Genomic DNA, 20650 nt, shown 5'->3' with positions numbered 1-20650 from the left:
GGGGGCGCTCTAAAAAAGACATCGTGCATCGCGGACAGCCTCATTTCACCCTTGTCGTCCCTCGCGCGCCTGCCTAGCGTCCGGCCGCGGGGGAGATGAATAGCAATGCCGATCAAACTGTTAGCATGGGCCGCACTGTTCTTTGCGACCATGGCACCGCCTGCGCAGGCGGCCTGGCTGGAAGCCTCCAGCGAGAATTTCGTCATCTATGCCGACCAGAAGCCGGAGGAGATCAAGCAATTCTCCGACCAGCTCGAACGCTTCCACCACGCCATGGGCTATGTGCTCTCGGTTGAGATGGAGCCGCCCAGCCCGTCCAACCGCGTGACCGTCTATGTCGTGCGCAGCGACAAGGACGTGCGCAGGCTACAGGGCGGCGACAGCAAATATACCTACGCGTTCTACGTGCCGCGCGCGGGCGACGCCTTCGCCATCGTTCCCCGGGTGAAGACCAGCAACACCACGCTCGATATGCCGATGCTCGCGCTGCTGCACGAATATGCGCATCATTATCTGATCTCGACCAGTAGCTACGGCATGCCGCTCTGGTTCTCGGAGGGCGCCGCCGAGTTCTTTGCCTCTGCCCAGTTTCGCAAGAACGGCAATGTCGGCCTAGGGATGCCAGCGCGGCACCGCGCCGGCGACCTGATCTACGGCGATGTCATCCCGGTCGCGCAAATCCTCAATTCGGGCCATTATCCGAAATCCGCCTCCCAGGGGGCGGCCTTCTACGGGCGGAGCTGGCTGCTTTATCATTACCTCACGTTCAGCAAGGAGCGTCCCGGGCAACTGGCGATCTATCTGCGCCTGCTGCGCAGTGGCAAAAGCCTTACGGAGGCGGCGACAGGCGCCTTTGGCGATCTCAATGCCCTGCAGCGGGATCTGGACAAATATCTGGGGCAGAGCCGGATGACCTATCTTGAGCTGCCTGCTGCCACGCTCAAGCCCGGCCCCGTCTCGGTCCGCACGCTGAGCGAGGGCGAAGCGGCGGCCATGCCGCTTCGGATCGAGCTCAAGAACCGCCCTTCGCCTGAGGAACTGGAGACGCTGGTGGCGGACTTGCGCGCTCTGGCGCCGCGCTATCCGAAAGATGCCGCGCTGCACGCGACGCTGGCCGAAGCCGAGCTGGAAGCGGGTCATGAGGATGCCGCCCTCGCCGCTGCCAACACCGCCCTCGCGCTCGATGACCGGCAGGTGAGCGCCTATCTGGCGAAAGGAAAGGCGCTGTTCCGCAAGGCGGAATCCGCCCCGGACGCCAGCGCGGCCTATGCCGAAGCGCGCCGCCCGTTCATCGAGCTCAACAGGTTCGAGAATAATCATCCCCTGCCCCTGCAATATTTCTACCGCAGCTTCCTCGAACAGGGCCGGCGCCCGACGGAGAATGCGGTGGCCGGGCTGGAACGCGCCGTGGTGCTGGCGCCGTTCGACCAAAATCTCCGCACGATGCTGGTGATGCAGCTGCTGCGGGACCAGCGCTATGATGACGCGCTGATCAACCTCGGCCCGCTGGCCTTCGATCCGCACGGCGGCCCCAGCGCGACGTGGGCACAGGGCCTGCGCGATCGCATCGAGGCGCATGACCGCAGTCAGCCGCTCGACGTGGACGCCTTGCTGCAGGACCTCGCAGCGGCGCAGGCCGAGGATGCCGGCGAGAACATCAGGGGAAATTGAGCCCCCTCACCGTCCCCCCGGGCCTGACCCGGGGTCCAGCTTTTCTTTCGCGCGCATCGCCAAATACATTGCGGCTTTCCGTGTTCGGACGTTTCAAGCGGCACGCCTTCTTCGCAAGAAGGCCAGCTGGACCCCGGGTCAAGCCCGGGTGACGATCGGGAAATGCGGCAGCGGCGCCGCCGCCCCCTTCATTGTTTCCCGATTCGCAGCGTCACGCCCCTCGCAAATGTAGCGTCGTATAAACGCTCATCGTAGTTAATGCCCCCATTTGGATCATTAACTAATTCTCTTAAAACTTGCCCTCAGAATTTCCTGATTATTTTGCGATAATCGAAGTTAACGAGCATCCAATCGTAGTTAATACCATTTTGTATCGAGATCTATTCCTTCACACCGGCTTCAGGACTTTTGAAGGGAACATCGCCGTGAAGAAAACGCTTATCGCTCTCGCTGCCGGTGCAGCCGCTATCGCCTCCGCAACTGCCGCGAACGCGAGCACCTTCGTCATCAACAGCCTCTCGACGCAGTATAGCAGCCCGAGCGGCGAGGTGAGCATTGGTTCGGGCTGGAGCAGCACCTCATACGACGGCTCGTTCTCGCCCCAGAATATCTCCGGCACATGGGACGGCAAGGCGGTCAACTTCCTGGCTTACTGCCTCGAAGTCACCCAGAACTCGAGCACCGGCACGTTCAATGTCGTGTCGCTGAGCAACTATCTCGGTGGCGCGCTCTACAATGATGTCGCCTCGCTGGTCAGCAACTACGCCGGTGGCGATAAGACTCAGTCCGCTGCCCTGCAACTGGCGCTCTGGGAGACTCGCTACGAAACGAGCAACTCGAAGAACCTGGGCGCCGGTTACTTCGAGCTCGAATGGGCGAGCCAAGGCGAGTCCACGCTGATCAACACCGCCAATTCCTACCTTGCCAACAAGGGCACGATTAACAGCAATCTGGATTTCTGGGTCGCGACCAACAGCAGCAAGCAGGACCTGCTGTTCTACACCGTCAAGCCCGCCGTGCCGGAGCCGGCCACCTGGGCGATGATGATCATCGGTTTCGCTGCGATCGGCCGCACGCTGCGCGCACGCCGCCCCAATATGGCGATCAGCTTCAGCTAAGCACAACCTTTACGATGTGGGAGCGGGAGCCTCGTGTCTGCGGACACGGGGCTCCTTGCTGTGCGACAGGCGCGCGCCCCGATAGGCCTTTCACCGCGTCGGCACGGGCTCATCACCGGCGTAATCGTAGAAGCCCCTGCCCGTCTTGCGCCCCAGCCAGCCGGCTTCGACATATTTGACGAGCAGCGGCGCGGGCCGGAATTTGGGATCGCCCGTCGTGTCCTGCAGCACCTTGCAGATCTCCAGACAGGTATCGAGGCCCACGAAATCGGCCAAAGTCAGTGGACCCATGGGGTGGTTGAGGCCCAGTTTGATCGCGCTATCGATGTCTCTCACGCTGGCCACGCCCTCGCCCAGCGCGAAGATTGCCTCATTGAGCATAGGCAGCAGAATGCGGTTGACGATGAACCCCGGCGCGTCGAACGCATGGACGACCTCCTTGCCCAGCGCCTGCGCATAGGCCTCCACCGCCTGCACCGTCTCCGGCGAGGTGGCGAGGCCGCGAATGACCTCCACCAGCGCCATCACCGGCACGGGATTGAAGAAATGCACGCCAATGAACCGCGCCGCGTCGGGCGCGGCCTGCGCGAGCCGCGTGATCGGAATGGACGAGGTGTTGGTCGCGAGGATCGCATCCGGCGCCAGAACCGCGCCCACCTCCGCGAAGATGGCGCGCTTGATGTCCTCCCGCTCGGTCGCGGCCTCGATCACCAGATCGCACCGGGCGACCTCATCGAGCGCCACCACGGGCGTGATCCGTGCCAGCGCCGCCTGCGCATCCGCCTGCTCCAGCTTGCCATTCTCCACGGCGCGCGCGAGTCGCTTCTCGATGCCGGCCTTGCCCTTGTCCGCACGCGCGAGATCGATATCGCGCAGCAGCACATCCATGCCGGCCTGAGCGGTTACCTGCGCTATGCCCGCACCCATCTGGCCGGCGCCGATCACAGCGATTCTGCGCATATCTGTGTCCTTTCGATCCACTTGGCCCGGCTTGGTGACCACGGGCTGTCGCAACACATGCAGCTTGGCGCTACACCATTGGCTTCAACTGCATTATGACTGGCGGAATGACAAGGATTTCACGGCTTCTGCGCGTCAGCGCCCTGGCTCTCGCGGGCCTGGCAACGGTCGCGCCCGCTGCCCCGCCGCGCGGCGAGCAGACGTCGGGGTCTGTCCTCTCGACCGCGCCCGTTGTGGCAGAACCGGTGCTGGGTCGTCTGCGTGTTTTCGACAACTGGGCCGTGGGCTGCGACAATCGCCTGTCCTGCAGTGCGGTATCGCTGAATCCGGAAGGGGTGGATACGCCCAACCGGCTGCTGGTCCTCATCCATCGCGACGGCGGCCCCGCAGGCGCCACCAGCCTGCGCGTACTGCTGGCCGACCGGCTGCGCGACCGGGTCGATTTCATGATCGATGGAACGCGCCGTGTGCGGCAGAAAGTCTATGGCGACACGATTGCGCTGGATGGCCAGACCGCGCTGGAGGTCGTGCGGTCCATGGGCTCCAGCTATGTGTTCGAGCTGCACGATCGCAACCGGACGGTCATCGGCGCCCCGTCGCTGCAAGGCGTCGCCGCGGCACTGCGCTATATGGATGAGCAGCAGGGCCGCATCGGCAGCCGTGGCGCGCTGGCCGCCATCGGTGATGGCCCGGCCGACATGGCGCGGCCGCTGCCGGCCGATCCCGTGCTGCCCAAGACGATCCCGCTCCTCGCCGAAACCGCGACGCCTGCGCTCACGCCGCAAGAGCAAGCCACCGCCCAGCGCCTGGCGCAGTGCGAGAGTGGGCTGGAGAGCAGTCGCCAGCCCGATCTCCATACGCTCGATGCGGGGCATGTCCTGCTGCTGCTGCCCTGCGATGCGGGCGCATATAATGTGAGCGCCGTCCCGCTGATCGCGAGCGGCGAGCCCGGCAACCGGACAATCGCCTTCGCCCCGTTCGATCATCTCCCCGGCTTCACCGGCGATGCCAGCGCCCCGCCGCTGATCATGAACGCCCGCTGGAATCCTTCGCGCGGTGAGCTTTCCAGCTTCGCCAAGGGACGCGGCCTTGGCGACTGCGGCACGGCGGAGACCTACCGCTGGGATGGCACCCGTTTCCGGCTGACGGAAGCCCGCTCCATGCCGGTCTGCCGGGGCGCCTGGGAATGGCCGGTGCTGTTCTCGCTGAAGGAAGAGGCGACCACGGGACGGCCGTAACCGGCCGCATACCTGCCCCTCAGCAGTAATCGTCCAGCCGCGCGTGGACCTGTTCCAGCACCTCAAGCGCAATGGCCAGCTTCTCGGGTGGAATGTCCCGCAGGATGTCCGCGCGCAGATCATTGGTAATCGCCATGATGTCCCGCGTGGCGGCCAGCCCTTTTTCGGTGATCCGGTTGTGAACCACCCGCCGGTCGACCTGGCTCTGCGCGCGTTCGATCAGGCCGTCGCGTTCCAGCGTGTTGAGCATATGGGCCATGGTCGGCCCTTCGACGCCGATCAGCTGGGCCAGTTCGCGCTGGGAAAGATCATCGCGGGCGCAGGCGAGCAGATACATTGTCTCCCACCGCGCCATGCTTTGCCCAACACTGCGGACCTTGTCATTGGCAAGCTTGCGCCAGCGCCGCGCCGCCACGACCAGCGCGCGCGTGGTCCGGAAAAAGGTGACGGTCCGCTCGTCGGGCTTGGCCCCGGCGTAGAAATTGGAGAGATGTCGCGTGGCATCCTCAATGGGAAAACCGCCAAATCGCGGAAGGCTGCGCGATGTCGCCGCGTCCTCTTCGCTGGTGGAACCCTGTGCGGACGGAGCCTTGTCGACCATCATTCTCCCTTACGTGCCGTTCCAGCAGACCTCCCGCACCTGCACCCGCTCCGTCAAGAGCGATCCGTCGGCCGGCCTGTGCGCCAAAGGGTGCCGTGCCGGACGAAACGCGCCCGGCACGGCAGGGGGATCAGAAGGACGTGCGGATGCCGGCCTTGTACATGCGCCCAACCGGGTTGAAGAGCACGTTGTTGCCGCTGCCGTTCGCACCGGGGAAGTTCGGCGGATCGACATTGAACACATTGTCCACGCCGAAATAGACGCTCAGCTTGTTATCGCCGCCGACCGGTACCTTCACCGTGCCCATCATGTCGACATAGGTGCGCGAGGGCATGGCGTTGGTGCTGGAGCTGCTGGAGGCCGTGATCACATAGCCGGGCTGCTCGGCGCCGATGAACGCCGCGTTGTAGAAGCCCTTGTTGATCCAGCGAACATGGGTGGAGAGCGAGAACAGCTCACCCAGGTCGAGGCCGACGGTTGCGTCAACCGTCCAGTCGGGAATGCCCGGAGGCGTACCGCCGCGCAGACCGGTCTGGCCGGCCCGTTCGACCGGTCCAACGGCGTCCACGGTCACCAGATCGATGACATGGCTGGCCATGACGGACAGGTTCACCGCGCTAGCCGCGCCGACCGGCTGGCGATAGTTCAGCTCCATGTCGATGCCGCGGGCGTTGAGCTGGTTCACATTCTGCACAACGTCGCGAACATTGGTGATGACGCCATTGGCCGCACCACCATCGCGCGTGACCAGCGAGCAGCTCAGCGTATCGCCCTGCGAGCAGCGCGTCACGATGTTCTGCTGGCCGAGCGTGCTGATCGCATCCTTGATCTTGATGTCATAATAATCGACCGACGCCCGGAAACGCCCGAGCATCCCACCGCTTGGCTGCAGGACGATGCCGGCGGTGAACGTGTCCGCCTTTTCCGGCCGCAGATTAGGGTTGGAGCCCAGCGTGATCGGCACGACCGTCTGCTGACCGCCACGCGCCGGATCGTTGAGAATGCCGGACGCGCTGGTGATCGGGCCGAACAGTTCCGAGACGTTGGGCGCGCGGATGTCGCGCGACTTGGTCACGCGGAAGCGGACCGCATCGACCGGCGCCCAGACGCCGCCAACCTTCCATGTGGTCACATTGACCGTGCTGCTCGGGAAGAAGTCGCTGGACCGCTTGTAGTGGGTCCGGCGGACGGCGCCGTTCAGGCTCAGTTCGCGGAAGAACGCCGTGTCGCGCAGGATCGGCACTTCGGCCTCACCATAAGCCTCAACCACCTGAATCTTGCCCGAGATGACCGATCCGTTGCCGGTGAAGAAGGCCAGCGCCTTGGAATTGGCATCGGCATCGCCGCTGACGCTGTCGCTGCGATATTCCGCGCCCACGGCGACGCCGAGCGGCCCGGCGGGCAGATCGAACAGCGAGCCGGTGACGTTGGCAGCGACGACATGCTGGGTGGTGATGTTGGTCTGGAAGGCATCGGCCGTGACATAGGCCTTGGCCGCCGCGAAGGTGGCGCCTTGGCCGGAGCCGAAGGGATTGAGGGCCACGCAGGCAGGGTCGTTATTGGTTGTGCTGGCATCGGCATTCACCCGGCACACCGGCGCACCGCCGGGCCCGGCCACCGCGTCGAGCGCCTTGAGGATGCGCGAGGTGATCGTGCCACCCGTGATGTCGCTGCGGAACTCATTGCGGCCGAACTGATAATAGATGTCCGCCGACCAGTTGGGCGAAATCTCATATTTGGCGGACGCGACGGCGCGATAGACATCGTTCTTCACGACCAGCTGGCCCGGGCCAATATCCTTGAAGCCCTTGCCCAGCGTGAAGCTGGTGAGGCCATTAGCATCCATGATGGTGCGCAGGTCCAGCGCGGGATTGCCGGAGGTCGGAATGAACGGGTTGTCGCGCTGGATGGTGATGGCCGTATTGCGATACGGCACCGCGCGGTGGCGCCCTTCGCCATGACCGTAGTTGAAGCCGAACTCCATCGTCAGGGCCGGCGTGGCTTCCCACGTGGCGAACGCCATGGCGTTATAGCGCTTGGTCGGCGAGACGATCGGGAAATCGAAATAGATGTTCTCGCCCGGCCCATCATTGGTGCCGCCAAGCTGATAGAGGTTGTTGGCCAGCGTGCCCTGCGTGGTGCGGAACGGCGTGCCGTCGGCGCGGAAGCCGATGCCGTCGATCGCGCGGAGAGCCGGGACGAGGCGGCCGGCATAAGCGGAGCTCGGCGGCGTGGTGATACCGTTATAGGGCGCCGTCCAGGGGTAGACGCCCGCCAGGATGTTGTTGGCGGGCAGGCTCGTCACGCCGGGATTGCGGCTGATGTTGATGAAGCCATTGGCGCACCAGTCGCGCGAGGGGCAGCTTTCCACACCCTCCGCCTTTTCATATTCGCCGCCCACGAGCAGATGCAGCGTCTCGCCGATCTGCCAACCGCCGGCCGCGCCGAACTGGGTGGTGAAATTGTCGCCATATTGCGAAAAGCCGACTTGGGCATTGGCCTTGTAGCCCGTGAACGCCTTGTCGATGAGCAGGTTGACGACGCCCGACACGGCGTCCGAACCATAGACGGCCGAGGCGCCGCCCGTGACGACTTCGGCACGCTGGAGCATGATCGAGGGGATCATGTTGGTATCGACCGTCGCCTGCGTGGTGGACGGCACGAAGCGCTTGCCGTCGACGAGGGTCAGCGTGCGCACCGCGCCCAGACCGCGAAGATCGAGGATGCGACCGCCGACATAGCCGCCCGCCGCGCCCAGACCGGTCGAGGCCGGTGAGTTGGTCGCGCGGAAGGCAGGCAGTTCGTTCAGCGCATCGCCGAGATTGGTGATGCCGCGTGTTTCCAGTCGCTCCGCGCCCAGAACCGCCACGGGGGTCGGCCGGTCGAAACCGGAGGCGATGCGCGATCCGGTGACCACGATGGCCTCATCGCTTGCATCTGCTCTATCGCTTTGGGGGGCGCTGTCCTGCGCGAAAGCAGGGAAAGCGAGGACGGTGGCGAGGGCCGCGAAACAGGCGTGCTGACGCAGCACGCGCGCAGGTCTCTTCATTGCAAAGTCTCCCAGACAATTATCGTTGTTAGGGAGCTATCTATTCATCAGATTCTGTTAGTTTGCAATCTACTTTGTCGGCGTCCGGGCGAAGGTCGATATGGTGTGGCGCAAATGCGGCAGGCTGTCGCGGGATGCCCCATGAGAAAGGCGGTAAACCAAGGTCCGCCGCCCTCTCACGTGCAATCCGAGCCGCGCGGCTTATTGCTTGCCGGCCACCGAATAGGTGATCGCGGCATTGCGGGTCTTCTGGAAATCGGGAACGCTCAGGCCCTTGAAGGCGGCGTAGACGTCGATATTGCCGATGCCGAGCACGGCGGCCATCTTTTCCAGCATGAAGAAGATGACGCCATAATGGATCATGCCGATCCAGTTGCGGCTACGGATCAGCTCCTTCTCTTCCTCGCTCAAATCCGCCTCGGCAAACAGCCCTTCCTGATCCTCGACAAACCGCTTGCGGAACTCCGGCTCGATCAGGCGGTGGAGGAAATGGTTGATGCGGAAGCCCTTGACCGCCCGGTCGATGGTGAAGGGATAGGTGCCCTCGATCGCCTCGACGCCCGCCAGCTCGCGGGACGCGCGGGCACGCAGTTGCTCGTCGGTTTCGGCTGGCGGCACCGGATCGCCCAGATCCTTGAACAGCATCGTCGCGATGGCCGTCATTGACGGGAGGAAGTAGCTCTGGTGCAATTTCTCGACCTGTTCGGAAAGCGCGCCGCGCATCAGCAGCCACATCACCACCTCGGCTCCTTCCCAGCCGCCGAGCTTCGCGAGATCGGTCACCGTCGCGTCGAGCAGTGATTCCGGATCATTGGTGAGCTTCTCCATGAACTCCATGTCCCAGGCGGTATTGTTGAACCCGCACCGCTCGCCATGGACCTGATGGGAAAGGCCACCGGTACCCGCAATCGCGACCTTGATGTCCTTGGGATAGCTCTGGATCGCGCGACGCAGCGAGCGGCCGAACTTCCAGAAGCGACGCGCCTTGGGGATCGGATGCTGAAGCACGCCACACTGCAGCGGCACAAGGCGGCAGGGCCAGCCATTCTCGTGAGGCAGCAGGACCGAAAGCGGCGAGAAGGCGCCATGGTCCAGCCCCATGCCCTGCCAGTAGGCCAGGTCGAACTCGTCGGCGACCATGCACTCGGCAATGTGCTTGGCGAGCGCGGGATCGCCCTTGATTGCGGGCAGGTCGCGCTTGCCGCCGCCTTCGTCCGCCGGCTCATACTCTTCGCCAATGCCCAGCGCGAAATGCGAGTAATGGGTGAAGAAGGAGGTCATGTGGTCGTTGTAGACATACAGGATCACATCGGGCTTCTCGTCCGCCAGCCATTGCTTGACCGGCTCGAATCCCTCGAAGATCGGCGCCCAGACGGGATCGGTCTGCTTGTTCGCGTCCTTGGCGAACGCGATGGTCGGGGTGTGCGAAACGGCGAAACCGCCGATGATCCTGGCCATGGGCCTCTCCTCTTGTCTCTGCGGCGCAAGCACGGACTCGTCGCCGGTGGCGCGGAGTGTAGGTTGCACCCTATTTGTACGCAACACAAACGAAGTAGCCGAAGGGCGGCATTGGCGAGCGTCCGACCTCGTTCTCTCGTCATTCCCGCGAACGCGGGAATCCAGGGGCGCATGGGCAGTTCCGCTGGCTTCTGGATTCCCGCGTTCGCGGGAATGACGAAGGGGACTGTCTAGCGCGGCCCCGCCTCATCCATCGTCATCGCCTGCGAGGGATAAGGCGCAACCAGCCGCTGCGCCTCTTTCCAGTCCGCGCGCAGCCAGCGGCCATGATCTTCAGCGTGGAGGATCACCGGCATGGTGCGCGGGTTGACCGAGGCGACCAGCCGGTTCGGCTCGCAGGTCAGCAGCGCAAAACTCGCCACCTCGCTGTCCCGCCAGATGCCCGCGAACGCGAAGATCGCCGCATCCGGCAGCGAGAAACGATGCGCGACGCGCTTGCCGGTGCGTGGATCAGGCGCCTGCGACCAGAGCTGAAAGCTGGTAACCGGCACCAGGCAGCGGAACTCCGTATGCCGCAGCGTGCCGACCCAGAACGGACTCTCGACATTGCGCACATGCGCGACCGGCGCGCCGCCCGTCAGAGCCGCGGCCGGCGGCGGCGGCACGCCCCATAGCCGCGGCACCAGCCGGCGCACGCCATCGCGCCCATGCACGATCACCGGCCCATAGCGCCCCGGCGTCATATAGCCTCCCGGCCACGGGTCCTCACCGGCATCCGCATGGAGCGCCGCGCCGATCTGCGCGGCACTGGCATCGAGGCGATAGAGGGACGTCATGGTCGCGCCCCACCCTTCCTGGCGCGGGACCGCGCGGTCAAGCTCTTGCGCGGTGCATCGTGATCGGGCGACAAAGCCGCATGACCGACCCAACAGCCCGCGCCCTCATCGACCGCCTCGCTCTCCAGCCGCATCCGGAAGGCGGATGGTATCGCGAGACCTGGCGGGCTGAGGCCATGCCCGGCGAACGCGCCGGGGCGACGGCGATCTATTTCCTGCTCGAGGCTGGTCAGCGCTCTCACTGGCACAAGGTGGATGCGAGCGAGACCTGGCTCTGGCACGCCGGCCACGCGCTCAGCCTCTCCACCGCGCCGGGCGACGAAGGCCCGGTCACAGCCCTGCGCCTCGGCGGCGATGTGCTGGCGGGCGAGATCCCGCAGCATGTCATCGCCCCGCACCACTGGCAGGCCGCCGAGGCCGACCGAGGCTGGGCACTTGTCTCCTGCATCGTCACGCCGGGTTTCGACTTTGCCGGTTTCACGCTCGCACCGCCCGGCTGGGCCCCGGGTTGCGCACCAGGCGATCCCTCCCCGGCTTGATCCAGCGCAAGGCGGCGCGGCGCCGGCCCTGACATGCAAGCCTCATGATGAGGAGCCCTGCGCCATGAGCCATGCCGAATGACCCAATCGACCACCGCCGAAGCATCCCCACCCGATCCCGCGCCGCTACCCTATGACGAGATCGGCGGCACGCCGGCCGTGCGCGCGCTGGTCGAGCGATTCTACGATCTCATGGAGCAGGACCCGCGCTTTGCCGAATTGCGCGCGATTCACGCGCCCGATCTCGCGCCGATGCGGGAATCGCTGACCGGATTCCTCACCGCCTGGCTCGGCGGCCCGCGTGACTGGTTCACGCAAAAGCCCGGCGCCTGCATCATGTCCGCGCATCGCCAGATCGGCTTTGGCGCGGTGGAGACCGAGCAATGGACGCAAGCGATGACGCAGGCGCTGATCGACACCGGCGTAAAGACAGCGCTGGCAGAGAAAATGAACGTCGCCTTCGCCCGCATGGGCCGAGCGATGCAGGGCGATTAGCGGCCGGGCAAGCGCCAGTCTAGCGACCGGGCATACTCCGCCTCAATGCGGTTTCCGTTCGCGTCCTGCGCTGCGGTGAACCGCATCTTGCTCATGATCTCGCAAGTTGCAGCGTCAAGGCTCGGGACGCCACTGCTTTGGACGATACGGCAGCCCAATACTTTGCCCTTGTTACTGATGCGAAGCGAAAACTTCGTCGTCCCTTCCAGTCCAGCCTTACGGGCGTCTGCGGGATAGTCATCATCCGTCATGAAACTTGCGCCCATCGCGGGCCGAGGAGGCTTGGCGACGACCGGATCGGCAGCTTGGGAAATGGCCGGCTGGGAGGCAGCCAAGGCCAGAGCGATCATGAGCTTCATCGTCCTCGTCCCCATGGTCTGATGAGCAGCCCTCAGTCGAGTGCCTCAATCACCGCCGCGCGCAACTCCGGCAGGCCCATGCCCTTCTCGCTCGATGTCGGGATGATCTGCGGATGGGCCGCCGGGCGCTTGCGTACTTCTGCCGCGGTTTGCTCGGTGACGACAGCGAGGTCGGTCGCCTTCACCTTGTCGGCCTTGGTCAGCACCATGCGGTAGCTCACCGCTGCTTCATCCAGCATGTCGAGCAGCGTGCGGTCAACATCCTTGAGGCCGTGGCGGGCATCGACCAGCACCAGCGCGCGCTTGAGGACGGCACGCCCGCGCAGGAAATCGTTCACGAGGAAGCGCCACTGCTTCACCACATCCTTGGGCGCCTTGGCATAGCCATAGCCGGGCATATCCACGAGACGGAAGCGCAGCGGCTCGCCCACGTCGAAGAAATTGAGCTCCTGCGTGCGCCCCGGCGTGTTGGATGTGCGCGCAAGGCCATTGCGGTTGGTCAGCGCATTGATGAGCGAGGACTTGCCGACATTGGAACGCCCGGCAAAGGCGACCTCCGGCACATCCGCTGGCGGCAGGAAGTTCAGCCCCGGCGCGGATTTGAGGAAGCTGATCGGCCCGGAAAAGATCCGGCGGGCCTCCTCGATGCGGGCGGCGGTGTCGTCGTCAATATCGCTGTGCGGGTTGTGATCCATGCCGCTCCCCTAGCGTCTTAACCTGCAAGCGTCACCTGAAAGGCGGAAAAGCTGATCGATAACTCGATCACATTGGGTCGCGCTGCGGCGCAATAACAGTGGGGAGCGGCTCGGAGCGTTCGCCTCTCCGCTTCCGGAGCCTGAAGCGACTCTGATATTCGCGTCTCTGCTTCGCCACTTCGTACAAAACGATGCCCGAACTGGTCCCCAGGTTCAGGCTTTCAATAATACCGAACATCGGAATGCTCACACACATCTCGCTCCGCTCGACAGCCAACTCACTGATTCCCAGCGTTTCACTCCCAAACCACACAGCGAGCTTGTGATGGAGCGTGTAATCGCCTTCATCGAGGAAAATCGAGGTTTTGCCCTTCACGTGCGGCGAGGTCACGATTGACTTGAAGCCGTTTGCTTCAAGATGATCAAAACATTCTGCCGTACTGTCAAAGCGCTTCACAAACGTCCATTTGACGGCAGATACCGAGGTTTTAGAGATTGCCTTATTCTCTCGGAGGTTTTGCCAGTCGTCAGGCAATGCGCGCCGAGGATCGACCACATAGACCTTCTCGACCCCCAGACCATTCGCATTTCGAATGACCGTGCCGATGTTCTTCACATCACTTGGGTTCTCGATCACCGCAATGAGGTTCTTGCAGCGAAACGATCTGATTTCATCCGCACGTTTACGGAGATTTGGCTTCGACGGGCGTTTTTCTTCCATGAACCCTCCAGCGACCAAGCTGCCCGCCACGCACAAACAAAGTTTGCCCCCGCCTCAACCCTTCGCCGGATCCGCTGCCGGCTGCCCGAGCACGGGATGCTGGCGATACAGCCACCATTGCTGCGCGATGGTGAGGATGTTGGATGTGCACCAGTAGATCAGCAGGCCGGCCGCGAACGGCGCCATGATGAACATCATCATCCAGGGCATCAGCGAGAAGATCTGTTTCTGCACATCGTCCATTGGCGCCGGGTTCAGCTTGAACTGCAGCCACATGGTGATGCCAAGGATCACCGCCAGCACGCCGATGCCGAGGAACGAGGGCGGCGTGAACGGCAGCAGGCCGAACAGGTTGAGGATGTGCGCCGGATCGGGCGCGGACAGATCCTTGATCCACAGGTAGAAAGGCTGGTGGCGCATATCCACCGTCAGCATCAGCACCTTGTAGAGCGCGAAGAAGATGGGGATCTGCAGAAAGATCGGCAGGCAGCCCGCGAGCGGATTGACCTTCTCCGTCTTGTACAGCGCCATGATCTCCTGCTGCATCTTGGGCTTGTCGTTCTTGTAGCGCTCCTGCAGCGCCTTCATCTTCGGCTGGATGGCGCGCATCGCCGCCATGCTGGCGAACTGCCGCTGGGCGACCGGGAACATCAGGCCACGCACGATGAAGGTGAGGCAGATGATCGCCACGCCGAAATTGCCGATGTGGCGGAACAGCCAGTCGAGCAGATAGAAGATCGGTTTCTCGAACCAGCGGAACCAGCCCCAGTCGATCGCGCGGTCGAACAGCGCGATGCCCTGCTGGTCCATATAGCGGTCGAGCACCGGGGTTTCCTTGGCGCCGACGAACAGCCGGCTCGTCGTGCTGAGCGAAGTGCCGGGCTGGACGACGGCGGGCGCATAGGTCAGGTCGGCCTGATAGCGGTCGCTCGCGCCCTTGCGGAACTGCGCATCGACCGGCAGCGTCTGCGCCGGGATGAGCGCGGCATGCCAATAGAGATCGGTAAAGCCCAGCCAGCCGCCGGTGGTGGAGAAGCGCTTGTCGCCATCCTTGTCCAGCTTGTCGAAGCCGATGTCATAATTGGCCGATCCGTTGAACACGCCCATCGGGCCGGTGTGGATCGTCCAGGTCGACTTGTCCTTGCTGTGGCCAGTGCGCGAGAGCAGGCCATAGTTGCGGACGGCGATGGCATTGCCGCCCGCATTCTCGACCGTCTGCGCGACGGTGAGCAGATAATCCTCGTCGATCGACAGGCGGATGAGGAAGGTCTGGCCCGCGCCGTTGCTCCAGCGCAGCGTCACCGGCGTCTGCGGGGTCAGCTTGGTGCCGTCCGCCGTCCACACCGTGTTGGCATCCGGCACGCGCACGCCTTCGCCGCTCCAGCCGAAGCTCGCGAAATAGGCGTCCGCCGTGCCGCTCGGCGCGAGCAGGCGGACCGGCGGCGATTTTTCATCCACGGTCTGGCGGTGCGTCGGCAGCACGACATCGTCGATGCGCGCGCCGCGCAGGTTGATGGAGCCGCGCAGCTTGGGCGTCTCGATAGCGACGCGCTGGCTTTCGCCCAGCACGGCCTCGATCGGGCGAATCGCCTGCGCGCCTTCGGCCAGCGGTCCGCCGCGCACATTGGGCGCTGCGCCCTTCTGCTTCGCCTGCTGCTCGGCTCGCTCGATCGGCTGGGCCGATGGCGGGAAGAAATAATTGCTGATGACCGGCCAGCCAAAGAGAATAGCAATGGTCAGCACCACGGCGAGAAGGATGTTGCGCTTGTCGTCCACGTCTCTTTGGCTTCCGTCTCTTTGTCAGCTCATGTCAGGGGATTCGGCGTCAGGGCACCGTATCATGGCCGCAGCCGCCCCATGGGTGGCAGCGCAATAGCCGCTTCAACGCCAGCCAGCCACCCCTTATCGCCCCATATTTCCGCAGGGCCTCGATGGCATATTGGGAGCAGCTCGGCGAATAGCGGCAGGAGGGCGGCAGAATCCGGCTCGGCCCGATCTGCCAGAAGCGCGCGACGAGGATGAGAAGGCGCGCGATCATGGGGCGGAGTGGTCGAGTGTGCGGCGACGCCATGGTCTTCCAGCCTCGACCATCGTGCTCCTGCGAAGGCAGGAGCCCAGGGCCAAACCGACTGCCCTTGCCGCCCTGGACTCCTGCCTTCGCAGGAGCACGGATGGTGCGGGGCCAGAGCGACAATCCCTCATCGACATCATGCGGGCGGCTCGTTGCGCGGGGCAGGGTCATTGTGCGGCGCCGGGGGCGTCACCCTCTTGCTCCCACCGGAGCCGCGACCGCCCCGACCCCGTCCGCCTTCGCGCGGCGGGGCACCCTTGCCGCTGGCGATGCGCCGCAGCGCTTTCTCAAGCTCGGCGGCCAGCGAGGCATAATCGCGCTCCACGCCGCCCTCGCGGCCGATGAGCACATGATCGGCGCCGGCTATGGCGTGCGCAGGCAGGATCTCGCGCGCAAGCGCACGAAAACGGCGCTTCATCCGATTCCGGATGACAGCGCCGCCGATTTTCTTGGTGACGGTAATGCCGAGGCGGGCCGTGGGATCACCATCGCCCCGATCGCGCACCAGCAGCACGAAGCCTGGCATCGGTGCGCGCTGGCCGCGATTGGCGGCCAGATAGTCGGCGCGGCGGGTCATGCGACCCACGACGCGCCGCAGCGCGCCGTCCGCGCCGGGCTCGATCAGGCGGTCAGCTTCTTGCGGCCGCGGGCGCGGCGCGCGTTCAGCAGCTTGCGGCCGGCTGCCGTCGCCATGCGCAGGCGGAAACCGTGGCGGCGCTTGCGAACAAGGTTGCTCGGCTGAAAGGTGCGCTTCATCGTTCATTCCTCAAAATCGAATCAGGTTCTGCAGACTCGACAAAAATGGCCGCCTCGCCCCGATCCGGGAGGAGCGGCCGTCTGTCCGAAGGCGCGCGGATAGGCAAAGCGGGCTTATTTGTCAATCAGCGGGACGGAAAAGGACGCAGCCCTGCGCTGCTCTCTTAGGCGGGCCGCGCTCCGACCTGCAAGGGAATGAATAGCCACGCGCGCCTCATTCAGAAACGGTGGAAACGAAGCGGGAACATCGCTACACCCGCCTCATGATCGCGCATTTGAAAGGCCTGCTCGTCTCCACCGGACTGGATAGTGCCGTCATCGATGTCGGTGGCGTGGGTTATCTGGTCGGCATGTCCTCGCGCAGCCTGTCCGCGCTCGGCAGCGTCGGCGGAGCCGTCACCGTGCATACCGAGATGCTGGTGGGCGAGGAGTTCATCCGGCTGGTCGGCTTCGCCAGCGAGGCGGAGCGCGACTGGTTCCGCCTGCTGACCGGTGTGCAGGGCGTGGGCGCCCGCGTGGCGCTGGCCATTCTCTCTGCGCTGGAGCCGAGCGACCTCCACCGCGCCATTGCCGCGCAGGACAAGGCGATGGTCGCCCGCGCGAACGGCGTGGGGCCCAAGCTCGCCGAACGGATCGTGCGCGAACTCAAGGACAAGGTGGGCGCCATCGCCACCGGATCCTTCGCCATCGGGCTGGATGCGAGCGGCGCGGCGATCCCGGCCGCGACGGGCGTGCAGGCCGACGCCCTCTCCGCCCTCGCCTCGCTGGGCTTCAAGCCGGGCGAAGCGAGCATCGCCGTCAGCGCCGCGCTGGACGAGCTGGGCGAAAGCGCTTCACTCGATGCTCTGGTCCGCCTCGCGCTGCGAAAGGCTGCCAAGTGAGCGCTTTCGGCGTCATTCGCTTGGCAAGTGCCGTGATTTACAATGACGCTGGCGAACTGCTCCTTGTTCGCAAAGTCGGCACGCGCGCCTTTATGCAGGCGGGAGGTAAAATTGAGGCAGATGAGGAGCCGATCAATACCGTGATACGTGAACTGCGGGAAGAGTTGGAGCTTGTCGTGGCACCAGACGCCTTGGAGTATCTGGGCCACCGTGAAGCTTTGGCAGCAAATGAACCGGGATGTCTTGTTCAGGCGGAGCTGTTTGCACTGCCGTTCTCCGGCGCGGTCGCGCCAAAAGCCGAAATCGAGGAGATCAGATGGGCCGGGCTGGACGACGCAGAAAATCTACCACTCGCCCCCCTCACGCGTGATCATGTGCTGCCGATGATGAGGGCGTGCTCGTTCCATGCCTGAGGCGCGCCCCCTCCTCACCGCCGGCCGCACGCCTGAAGATATGGATGCTGCGCTGCGCCCAAAGACGCTGGACGATTTCGTCGGCCAGAAGGGTGCCCGCGAGAATCTGCGCATCTTCATCAACGCCGCCCGCGCACGCGGCGAAGCGCTCGATCATGTGCTGTTTTTCGGCCCGCCGGGCCTGGGCAAGACGACGCTGGCGCAGATCGTCGCGCGGGAGATGGGCGTGGGGTTCCGCGCCACGTCCGGTCCGGTCATCGCCAAGGCGGGCGATCTCGCCGCGCTGCTTACCAATCTCGATGAAGGCGACGTGCTGTTCATCGACGAGATTCACCGGCTCAATCCGGCGGTGGAGGAAATCCTCTACCCGGCCATGGAGGACCGCGCGCTCGACATCATGATCGGGGAAGGCCCCTCGGCCCGCTCGGTGCGGATCGATCTGCCCTCTTTCACGCTGGTCGGCGCGACCACGCGGCAGGGCATGCTGGCGACGCCGCTGCGTGACCGGTTCGGCATCCCCGTGCGGCTCAACTTCTATACCGTCGATGAGCTGGAGCAGGTCATCACCCGCGCCGCGCGGCTGCTCGACCTGCCGATCGCCCCCGATGGCGCGAGCGAAATAGCCCGCCGAGCCCGTGGTACGCCGCGCATTGCCGGACGGCTGCTGCGGCGCGTGCGCGATTTCGCCCATGCTGCCGGGCATGATGTCGTCGATGCCGCCGCCGCCGATGCCGCGCTGACCCGGCTGGAGGTTGACCAGCTCGGCCTCGACCTGATGGATCGCCGCTACCTGCGGATGATTGCCGACATTTATAAAGGCGGCCCGGTCGGTGCCGAAACGCTGGCCGCGGGCCTCTCCGAACCGCGCGACACCATCGAGGATGTCATCGAGCCCTATCTGCTCCAACTCGGCATCATCGCGCGGACCGCCCGTGGCCGCATCCTGAATGCGCCGGGCTGGAAGCATCTCGGCCTCAATCCGCCAGAGGGCAGCCAGGACGGTTTGTTCGACTGAGGCGACAAGCGGCAAGCGATCCTGCCCGGCCCCGTGCGATAGAACGAAGATCTGCTGCGTTCTGACGCTTGAAAAGGCTTTCCGCCGCGAGTCGCGTCGGTTAGGACTGGTCGCCCATGCCTTCGCAAAGCGCCCTTCATCCCGCTTCGGGACAGTTTGAGAACGGAGAACACCGCTTCCCCGTGCGCGTCTATTTCGAGGACACGGACCTTTCCGGCGTCGTCTACCACGCCAATTATCTGCGCTATATGGAGCGCGCCCGCTCCGACATGCTGCGCCAGCTCGGTATCGATCAGCGCGCGGCGCAGGAATCCGGCGAGGGCGTGTATGCGGTGACGGACATCGCGCTGCGCTACCGCGCGCCGGCCCGTCTGGACGACGATCTCACAGTGCGCAGCCAGCTGACGCAACTCGGCGCGGCGCGCTGCGTTATAGCCCAGTCGGTCTGGCGCGAGGACACGGAACTGACCCGGGGCAGCGTCACCGTGGCCTTCCTCGACAGCACCGGTCGCCCGCGCCGCCAGCCGGCTGACTGGATCGATCGCTTCAGCCGGCTCGCGCCGCTTCCTTCCTGACCGGAGAAACACCCCCGCCCATGACTCTCACCCTCATGCTTGCTGCCACAGCGCCGGACAACGCGCTCACTTTGTCGCCGGTGGACATGTTCCTCCAGGCGGATCTCGTCGTGAAGGCGGTGATGGTCGGCCTGCTGCTGGCCAGCGTCTGGACCTGGGGCATCATCTTCAGCTTCGCCGGACGGCTCCGGCGGATGCGCAAGGGATGCGACGAGTTCGAGCGCGCCTTCTGGCAGGCCAAGGACATGGACGCCTTCGCCAAGGAGCGCGGCCGCGAAGACCTGCCGAGCGCGCAGGTGCTCAATGCCGGCATCGCCGAATGGCGCCGCTCCACCGCCCAGCGCGGCATGAATCCGGATGGCACGCGCGACCGGCTCGCCACGGCCATGGGCTCTGCTCTGGCTGGCACCATCGACAAGATTTCCGACCGGCTGAACATCCTCGCGACCGTGGGATCGGTGGCGCCGTTCGTCGGCCTGTTCGGCACGGTGTGGGGCATCATGCGCGCGTTCATCGCCATTGCCGGCGAGCAGAACACCAGCCTCGCGGTCGTGGCGCCCGGCATTGCCGAGGCTTTGTTCGCGACCGCCATCGGCCTGTTCGCGGCTATTCCGGCGGTGATCGGCTACAATCGCCTGAGCCATGGCGTGAACCGACTGGAAGCGCGGGTCCAGCGCTTCTCGGACGGACTCTACACCACCTTCAGCCGCGAGCTTGAATCCTGATGGGCATGAACCTGCCTTCCAACCGGCGGGGCGGGCGACGCGCGCCCATGGCGGACATTAACGTCACGCCGCTGGTCGACGTGATGCTGGTGCTGCTCATCATCTTCATGGTGACTGCCCCCTTGCTGGTGACCGGTGTGCCCGTGCGCCTGCCGGAGAGCCGCGCGAGCGCGCTGGATCAGGACAAGAAGCCCGCCATCGTCTCGGTCGATCCGGAGGGCGCGGTCTTCATCAATGACGATCCGGTGAGCGACGATGCGCTGCCGGACCGGCTCAATGCCTTGCGCGCCGGCCTGGGCCCGGACGAGCAGGTGTTCCTGCGCGCAGATGCCGCACTCGATTATGGCCGCGTCATGCGCGTGATGGGTGAGCTCAATCGCGCCGGGCTGGACCGGGTGGCGCTCGTCACCACCGGGATCGGCATGGGCGGATCGGATCCGTCCACCGTGCGTTCAGTGACGGGCGAATAAGGGC

Annotated in this window: 23 protein-coding genes; 11 read left to right on the top strand and 12 right to left on the bottom strand. The window is 64.7% G+C overall.

The genetic code is table 11. The features are described from left to right. Window positions 1-105 precede the first annotated feature (105 nt). A complete protein-coding gene (locus M2342_RS04240) occupies window positions 106-1671 on the top strand; it encodes a hypothetical protein (RefSeq protein WP_264578161.1) in 1566 nt (521 codons plus the stop codon). Window positions 1672-2096: 425 nt separating this feature from the next. Beyond that, entirely contained in the window at window positions 2097-2789 is a 693-nt protein-coding gene (locus M2342_RS04235; RefSeq protein ID WP_264576565.1) for a PEPxxWA-CTERM sorting domain-containing protein, read from the top strand. A gap of 90 nt (window positions 2790-2879) precedes the next feature. Here M2342_RS04235 and M2342_RS04230 read toward each other — a convergent pair whose 3' ends face one another. Next, entirely contained in the window at window positions 2880-3749 is an 870-nt protein-coding gene (locus M2342_RS04230; protein ID WP_264578160.1) for a 3-hydroxybutyryl-CoA dehydrogenase, read from the bottom strand. A 107-nt stretch (window positions 3750-3856) separates the two neighbouring features. Here M2342_RS04230 and M2342_RS04225 point away from each other — a divergent pair, with 107 nt between their 5' ends. Continuing rightward, window positions 3857-4987, top strand: coding sequence for a DUF1176 domain-containing protein (locus M2342_RS04225; RefSeq protein ID WP_264578159.1), 1131 nt, complete (start codon window positions 3857-3859; stop codon window positions 4985-4987). 19 nt (window positions 4988-5006) lie between these two features. Here the strand turns inward: M2342_RS04225 and M2342_RS04220 are convergent, their stop codons facing one another. The 4 genes from M2342_RS04220 to M2342_RS04205 form a co-directional block, all read right to left on the bottom strand. Continuing rightward, window positions 5007-5588 carry a MarR family winged helix-turn-helix transcriptional regulator gene (locus tag M2342_RS04220; RefSeq protein ID WP_264576568.1) on the bottom strand — a complete coding sequence of 194 codons (582 nt, stop codon included), beginning with the start codon at window positions 5586-5588 and terminating at the stop codon, window positions 5007-5009. A gap of 130 nt (window positions 5589-5718) precedes the next feature. Further along, the gene (locus tag M2342_RS04215; RefSeq protein WP_264578158.1) at window positions 5719-8637 is read right to left on the bottom strand and encodes a TonB-dependent receptor domain-containing protein; all 2919 of its coding nucleotides are present in this window, start codon (window positions 8635-8637) and stop codon (window positions 5719-5721) included. 201 nt (window positions 8638-8838) lie between these two features. Then, window positions 8839-10095, bottom strand: a complete 1257-nt coding sequence (locus tag M2342_RS04210) for a gallate dioxygenase (RefSeq protein WP_264578157.1) — start codon at window positions 10093-10095, stop codon at window positions 8839-8841. 230 nt (window positions 10096-10325) lie between these two features. Further along, complete coding sequence (locus M2342_RS04205) at window positions 10326-10931, bottom strand: SOS response-associated peptidase (protein ID WP_264578156.1); 606 nt, start codon at window positions 10929-10931, stop codon at window positions 10326-10328. Window positions 10932-11011: 80 nt separating this feature from the next. Here M2342_RS04205 and M2342_RS04200 point away from each other — a divergent pair, with 80 nt between their 5' ends. Then, window positions 11012-11470 carry a cupin domain-containing protein gene (locus tag M2342_RS04200; RefSeq protein WP_264578155.1) on the top strand — a complete coding sequence of 153 codons (459 nt, stop codon included), beginning with the start codon at window positions 11012-11014 and terminating at the stop codon, window positions 11468-11470. Between the two features lie 78 nt (window positions 11471-11548). Then, entirely contained in the window at window positions 11549-11965 is a 417-nt protein-coding gene (locus M2342_RS04195) for a group II truncated hemoglobin (RefSeq protein ID WP_264578154.1), read from the top strand. On the opposite strand, the gene M2342_RS04190 is transcribed toward M2342_RS04195, so the two are convergent. The 7 genes from M2342_RS04190 to rpmH form a co-directional block, all read right to left on the bottom strand. Beyond that, window positions 11962-12324 (bottom strand): energy transducer TonB, encoded by a 363-nt coding sequence (locus M2342_RS04190; protein ID WP_264578153.1) that lies wholly within the window; start codon window positions 12322-12324, stop codon window positions 11962-11964. The genes M2342_RS04195 and M2342_RS04190 overlap by 4 nt on opposite strands. Window positions 12325-12356: 32 nt before the next feature. Further along, window positions 12357-13019 carry a ribosome biogenesis GTP-binding protein YihA/YsxC gene (gene yihA / locus M2342_RS04185; protein ID WP_264578152.1) on the bottom strand — a complete coding sequence of 221 codons (663 nt, stop codon included), beginning with the start codon at window positions 13017-13019 and terminating at the stop codon, window positions 12357-12359. A gap of 67 nt (window positions 13020-13086) precedes the next feature. Then, window positions 13087-13740 carry a TrmH family RNA methyltransferase gene (locus tag M2342_RS04180; RefSeq protein ID WP_264578151.1) on the bottom strand — a complete coding sequence of 218 codons (654 nt, stop codon included), beginning with the start codon at window positions 13738-13740 and terminating at the stop codon, window positions 13087-13089. A 54-nt stretch (window positions 13741-13794) separates the two neighbouring features. Beyond that, window positions 13795-15516 carry a membrane protein insertase YidC gene (gene yidC / locus M2342_RS04175; RefSeq protein WP_264578150.1) on the bottom strand — a complete coding sequence of 574 codons (1722 nt, stop codon included), beginning with the start codon at window positions 15514-15516 and terminating at the stop codon, window positions 13795-13797. Window positions 15517-15565: 49 nt separating this feature from the next. Then, window positions 15566-15778, bottom strand: a complete 213-nt coding sequence (yidD, locus tag M2342_RS04170) for a membrane protein insertion efficiency factor YidD (protein ID WP_264578149.1) — start codon at window positions 15776-15778, stop codon at window positions 15566-15568. Between the two features lie 169 nt (window positions 15779-15947). Continuing rightward, on the bottom strand, window positions 15948-16388 hold the full coding sequence (gene rnpA, locus M2342_RS04165) for a ribonuclease P protein component (RefSeq protein ID WP_264579982.1): 441 nt from the start codon (window positions 16386-16388) through the stop codon (window positions 15948-15950). Between the two features lie 44 nt (window positions 16389-16432). Continuing rightward, complete coding sequence (rpmH, locus tag M2342_RS04160; protein ID WP_014074358.1) at window positions 16433-16567, bottom strand: 50S ribosomal protein L34; 135 nt, start codon at window positions 16565-16567, stop codon at window positions 16433-16435. Window positions 16568-16830: 263 nt separating this feature from the next. Here rpmH and ruvA point away from each other — a divergent pair, with 263 nt between their 5' ends. The 6 genes from ruvA (at window position 16831) to M2342_RS04130 (ending at window position 20646) form a co-directional block, all read left to right on the top strand. Further along, window positions 16831-17448, top strand: coding sequence for a Holliday junction branch migration protein RuvA (ruvA, locus tag M2342_RS04155; protein WP_264579981.1), 618 nt, complete (start codon window positions 16831-16833; stop codon window positions 17446-17448). Next, on the top strand, window positions 17445-17861 hold the full coding sequence (locus tag M2342_RS04150) for an NUDIX hydrolase (protein ID WP_264578148.1): 417 nt from the start codon (window positions 17445-17447) through the stop codon (window positions 17859-17861). Before ruvA ends, M2342_RS04150 begins: the two co-directional genes overlap by 4 nt. Beyond that, window positions 17854-18876: a Holliday junction branch migration DNA helicase RuvB gene (gene ruvB / locus M2342_RS04145; protein WP_264578147.1), complete on the top strand. Its 1023-nt coding sequence runs from the start codon at window positions 17854-17856 to the stop codon at window positions 18874-18876. Before M2342_RS04150 ends, ruvB begins: the two co-directional genes overlap by 8 nt. A gap of 116 nt (window positions 18877-18992) precedes the next feature. After that, window positions 18993-19451 (top strand): tol-pal system-associated acyl-CoA thioesterase, encoded by a 459-nt coding sequence (gene ybgC / locus M2342_RS04140; RefSeq protein WP_264578146.1) that lies wholly within the window; start codon window positions 18993-18995, stop codon window positions 19449-19451. A gap of 20 nt (window positions 19452-19471) precedes the next feature. Further along, a complete protein-coding gene (gene tolQ / locus M2342_RS04135; protein WP_264578145.1) occupies window positions 19472-20176 on the top strand; it encodes a protein TolQ in 705 nt (234 codons plus the stop codon). Further along, complete coding sequence (locus M2342_RS04130) at window positions 20176-20646, top strand: ExbD/TolR family protein (RefSeq protein ID WP_181558685.1); 471 nt, start codon at window positions 20176-20178, stop codon at window positions 20644-20646. Before tolQ ends, M2342_RS04130 begins: the two co-directional genes overlap by 1 nt. Window positions 20647-20650 lie beyond the last annotated feature (4 nt).

Origin of the sequence: Sphingobium sp. B8D3A, assembly GCF_025961995.1 — a bacterium.
In the GTDB taxonomy this organism is placed as follows: domain Bacteria; phylum Pseudomonadota; class Alphaproteobacteria; order Sphingomonadales; family Sphingomonadaceae; genus Sphingobium.
Note: the sequence above shows the minus strand (reverse complement) of the source record. Positions and strands in the feature narration are given on the sequence as shown.

Bases quoted from the DNA above. Each gene is read 5' to 3' on its own strand.
- M2342_RS04240 (WP_264578161.1), top strand. From the start codon at position 106: ATGCCGATCAAACTGTTAGCATGGGCCGCACTGTTCTTTGCGACCATG.
- M2342_RS04230 (WP_264578160.1), bottom strand. From the start codon at position 3,749: ATGCGCAGAATCGCTGTGATCGGCGCCGGCCAGATGGGTGCGGGCATA.
- M2342_RS04225 (WP_264578159.1), top strand. From the start codon at position 3,857: ATGACAAGGATTTCACGGCTTCTGCGCGTCAGCGCCCTGGCTCTCGCG.
- M2342_RS04220 (WP_264576568.1), bottom strand. From the start codon at position 5,588: ATGGTCGACAAGGCTCCGTCCGCACAGGGTTCCACCAGCGAAGAGGAC.
- M2342_RS04215 (WP_264578158.1), bottom strand. From the start codon at position 8,637: ATGAAGAGACCTGCGCGCGTGCTGCGTCAGCACGCCTGTTTCGCGGCC.
- M2342_RS04210 (WP_264578157.1), bottom strand. From the start codon at position 10,095: ATGGCCAGGATCATCGGCGGTTTCGCCGTTTCGCACACCCCGACCATC.
- M2342_RS04205 (WP_264578156.1), bottom strand. From the start codon at position 10,931: ATGACGTCCCTCTATCGCCTCGATGCCAGTGCCGCGCAGATCGGCGCG.
- M2342_RS04200 (WP_264578155.1), top strand. From the start codon at position 11,012: ATGACCGACCCAACAGCCCGCGCCCTCATCGACCGCCTCGCTCTCCAG.
- M2342_RS04195 (WP_264578154.1), top strand. From the start codon at position 11,549: ATGACCCAATCGACCACCGCCGAAGCATCCCCACCCGATCCCGCGCCG.
- M2342_RS04190 (WP_264578153.1), bottom strand. From the start codon at position 12,324: ATGAAGCTCATGATCGCTCTGGCCTTGGCTGCCTCCCAGCCGGCCATT.
- yihA (WP_264578152.1), bottom strand. From the start codon at position 13,019: ATGGATCACAACCCGCACAGCGATATTGACGACGACACCGCCGCCCGC.
- M2342_RS04180 (WP_264578151.1), bottom strand. From the start codon at position 13,740: ATGGAAGAAAAACGCCCGTCGAAGCCAAATCTCCGTAAACGTGCGGAT.
- yidD (WP_264578149.1), bottom strand. From the start codon at position 15,778: ATGATCGCGCGCCTTCTCATCCTCGTCGCGCGCTTCTGGCAGATCGGG.
- rnpA (WP_264579982.1), bottom strand. From the start codon at position 16,388: ATGACCCGCCGCGCCGACTATCTGGCCGCCAATCGCGGCCAGCGCGCA.
- rpmH (WP_014074358.1), bottom strand. From the start codon at position 16,567: ATGAAGCGCACCTTTCAGCCGAGCAACCTTGTTCGCAAGCGCCGCCAC.
- ruvA (WP_264579981.1), top strand. From the start codon at position 16,831: ATGATCGCGCATTTGAAAGGCCTGCTCGTCTCCACCGGACTGGATAGT.
- ruvB (WP_264578147.1), top strand. From the start codon at position 17,854: ATGCCTGAGGCGCGCCCCCTCCTCACCGCCGGCCGCACGCCTGAAGAT.
- ybgC (WP_264578146.1), top strand. From the start codon at position 18,993: ATGCCTTCGCAAAGCGCCCTTCATCCCGCTTCGGGACAGTTTGAGAAC.
- tolQ (WP_264578145.1), top strand. From the start codon at position 19,472: ATGACTCTCACCCTCATGCTTGCTGCCACAGCGCCGGACAACGCGCTC.
- M2342_RS04130 (WP_181558685.1), top strand. From the start codon at position 20,176: ATGGGCATGAACCTGCCTTCCAACCGGCGGGGCGGGCGACGCGCGCCC.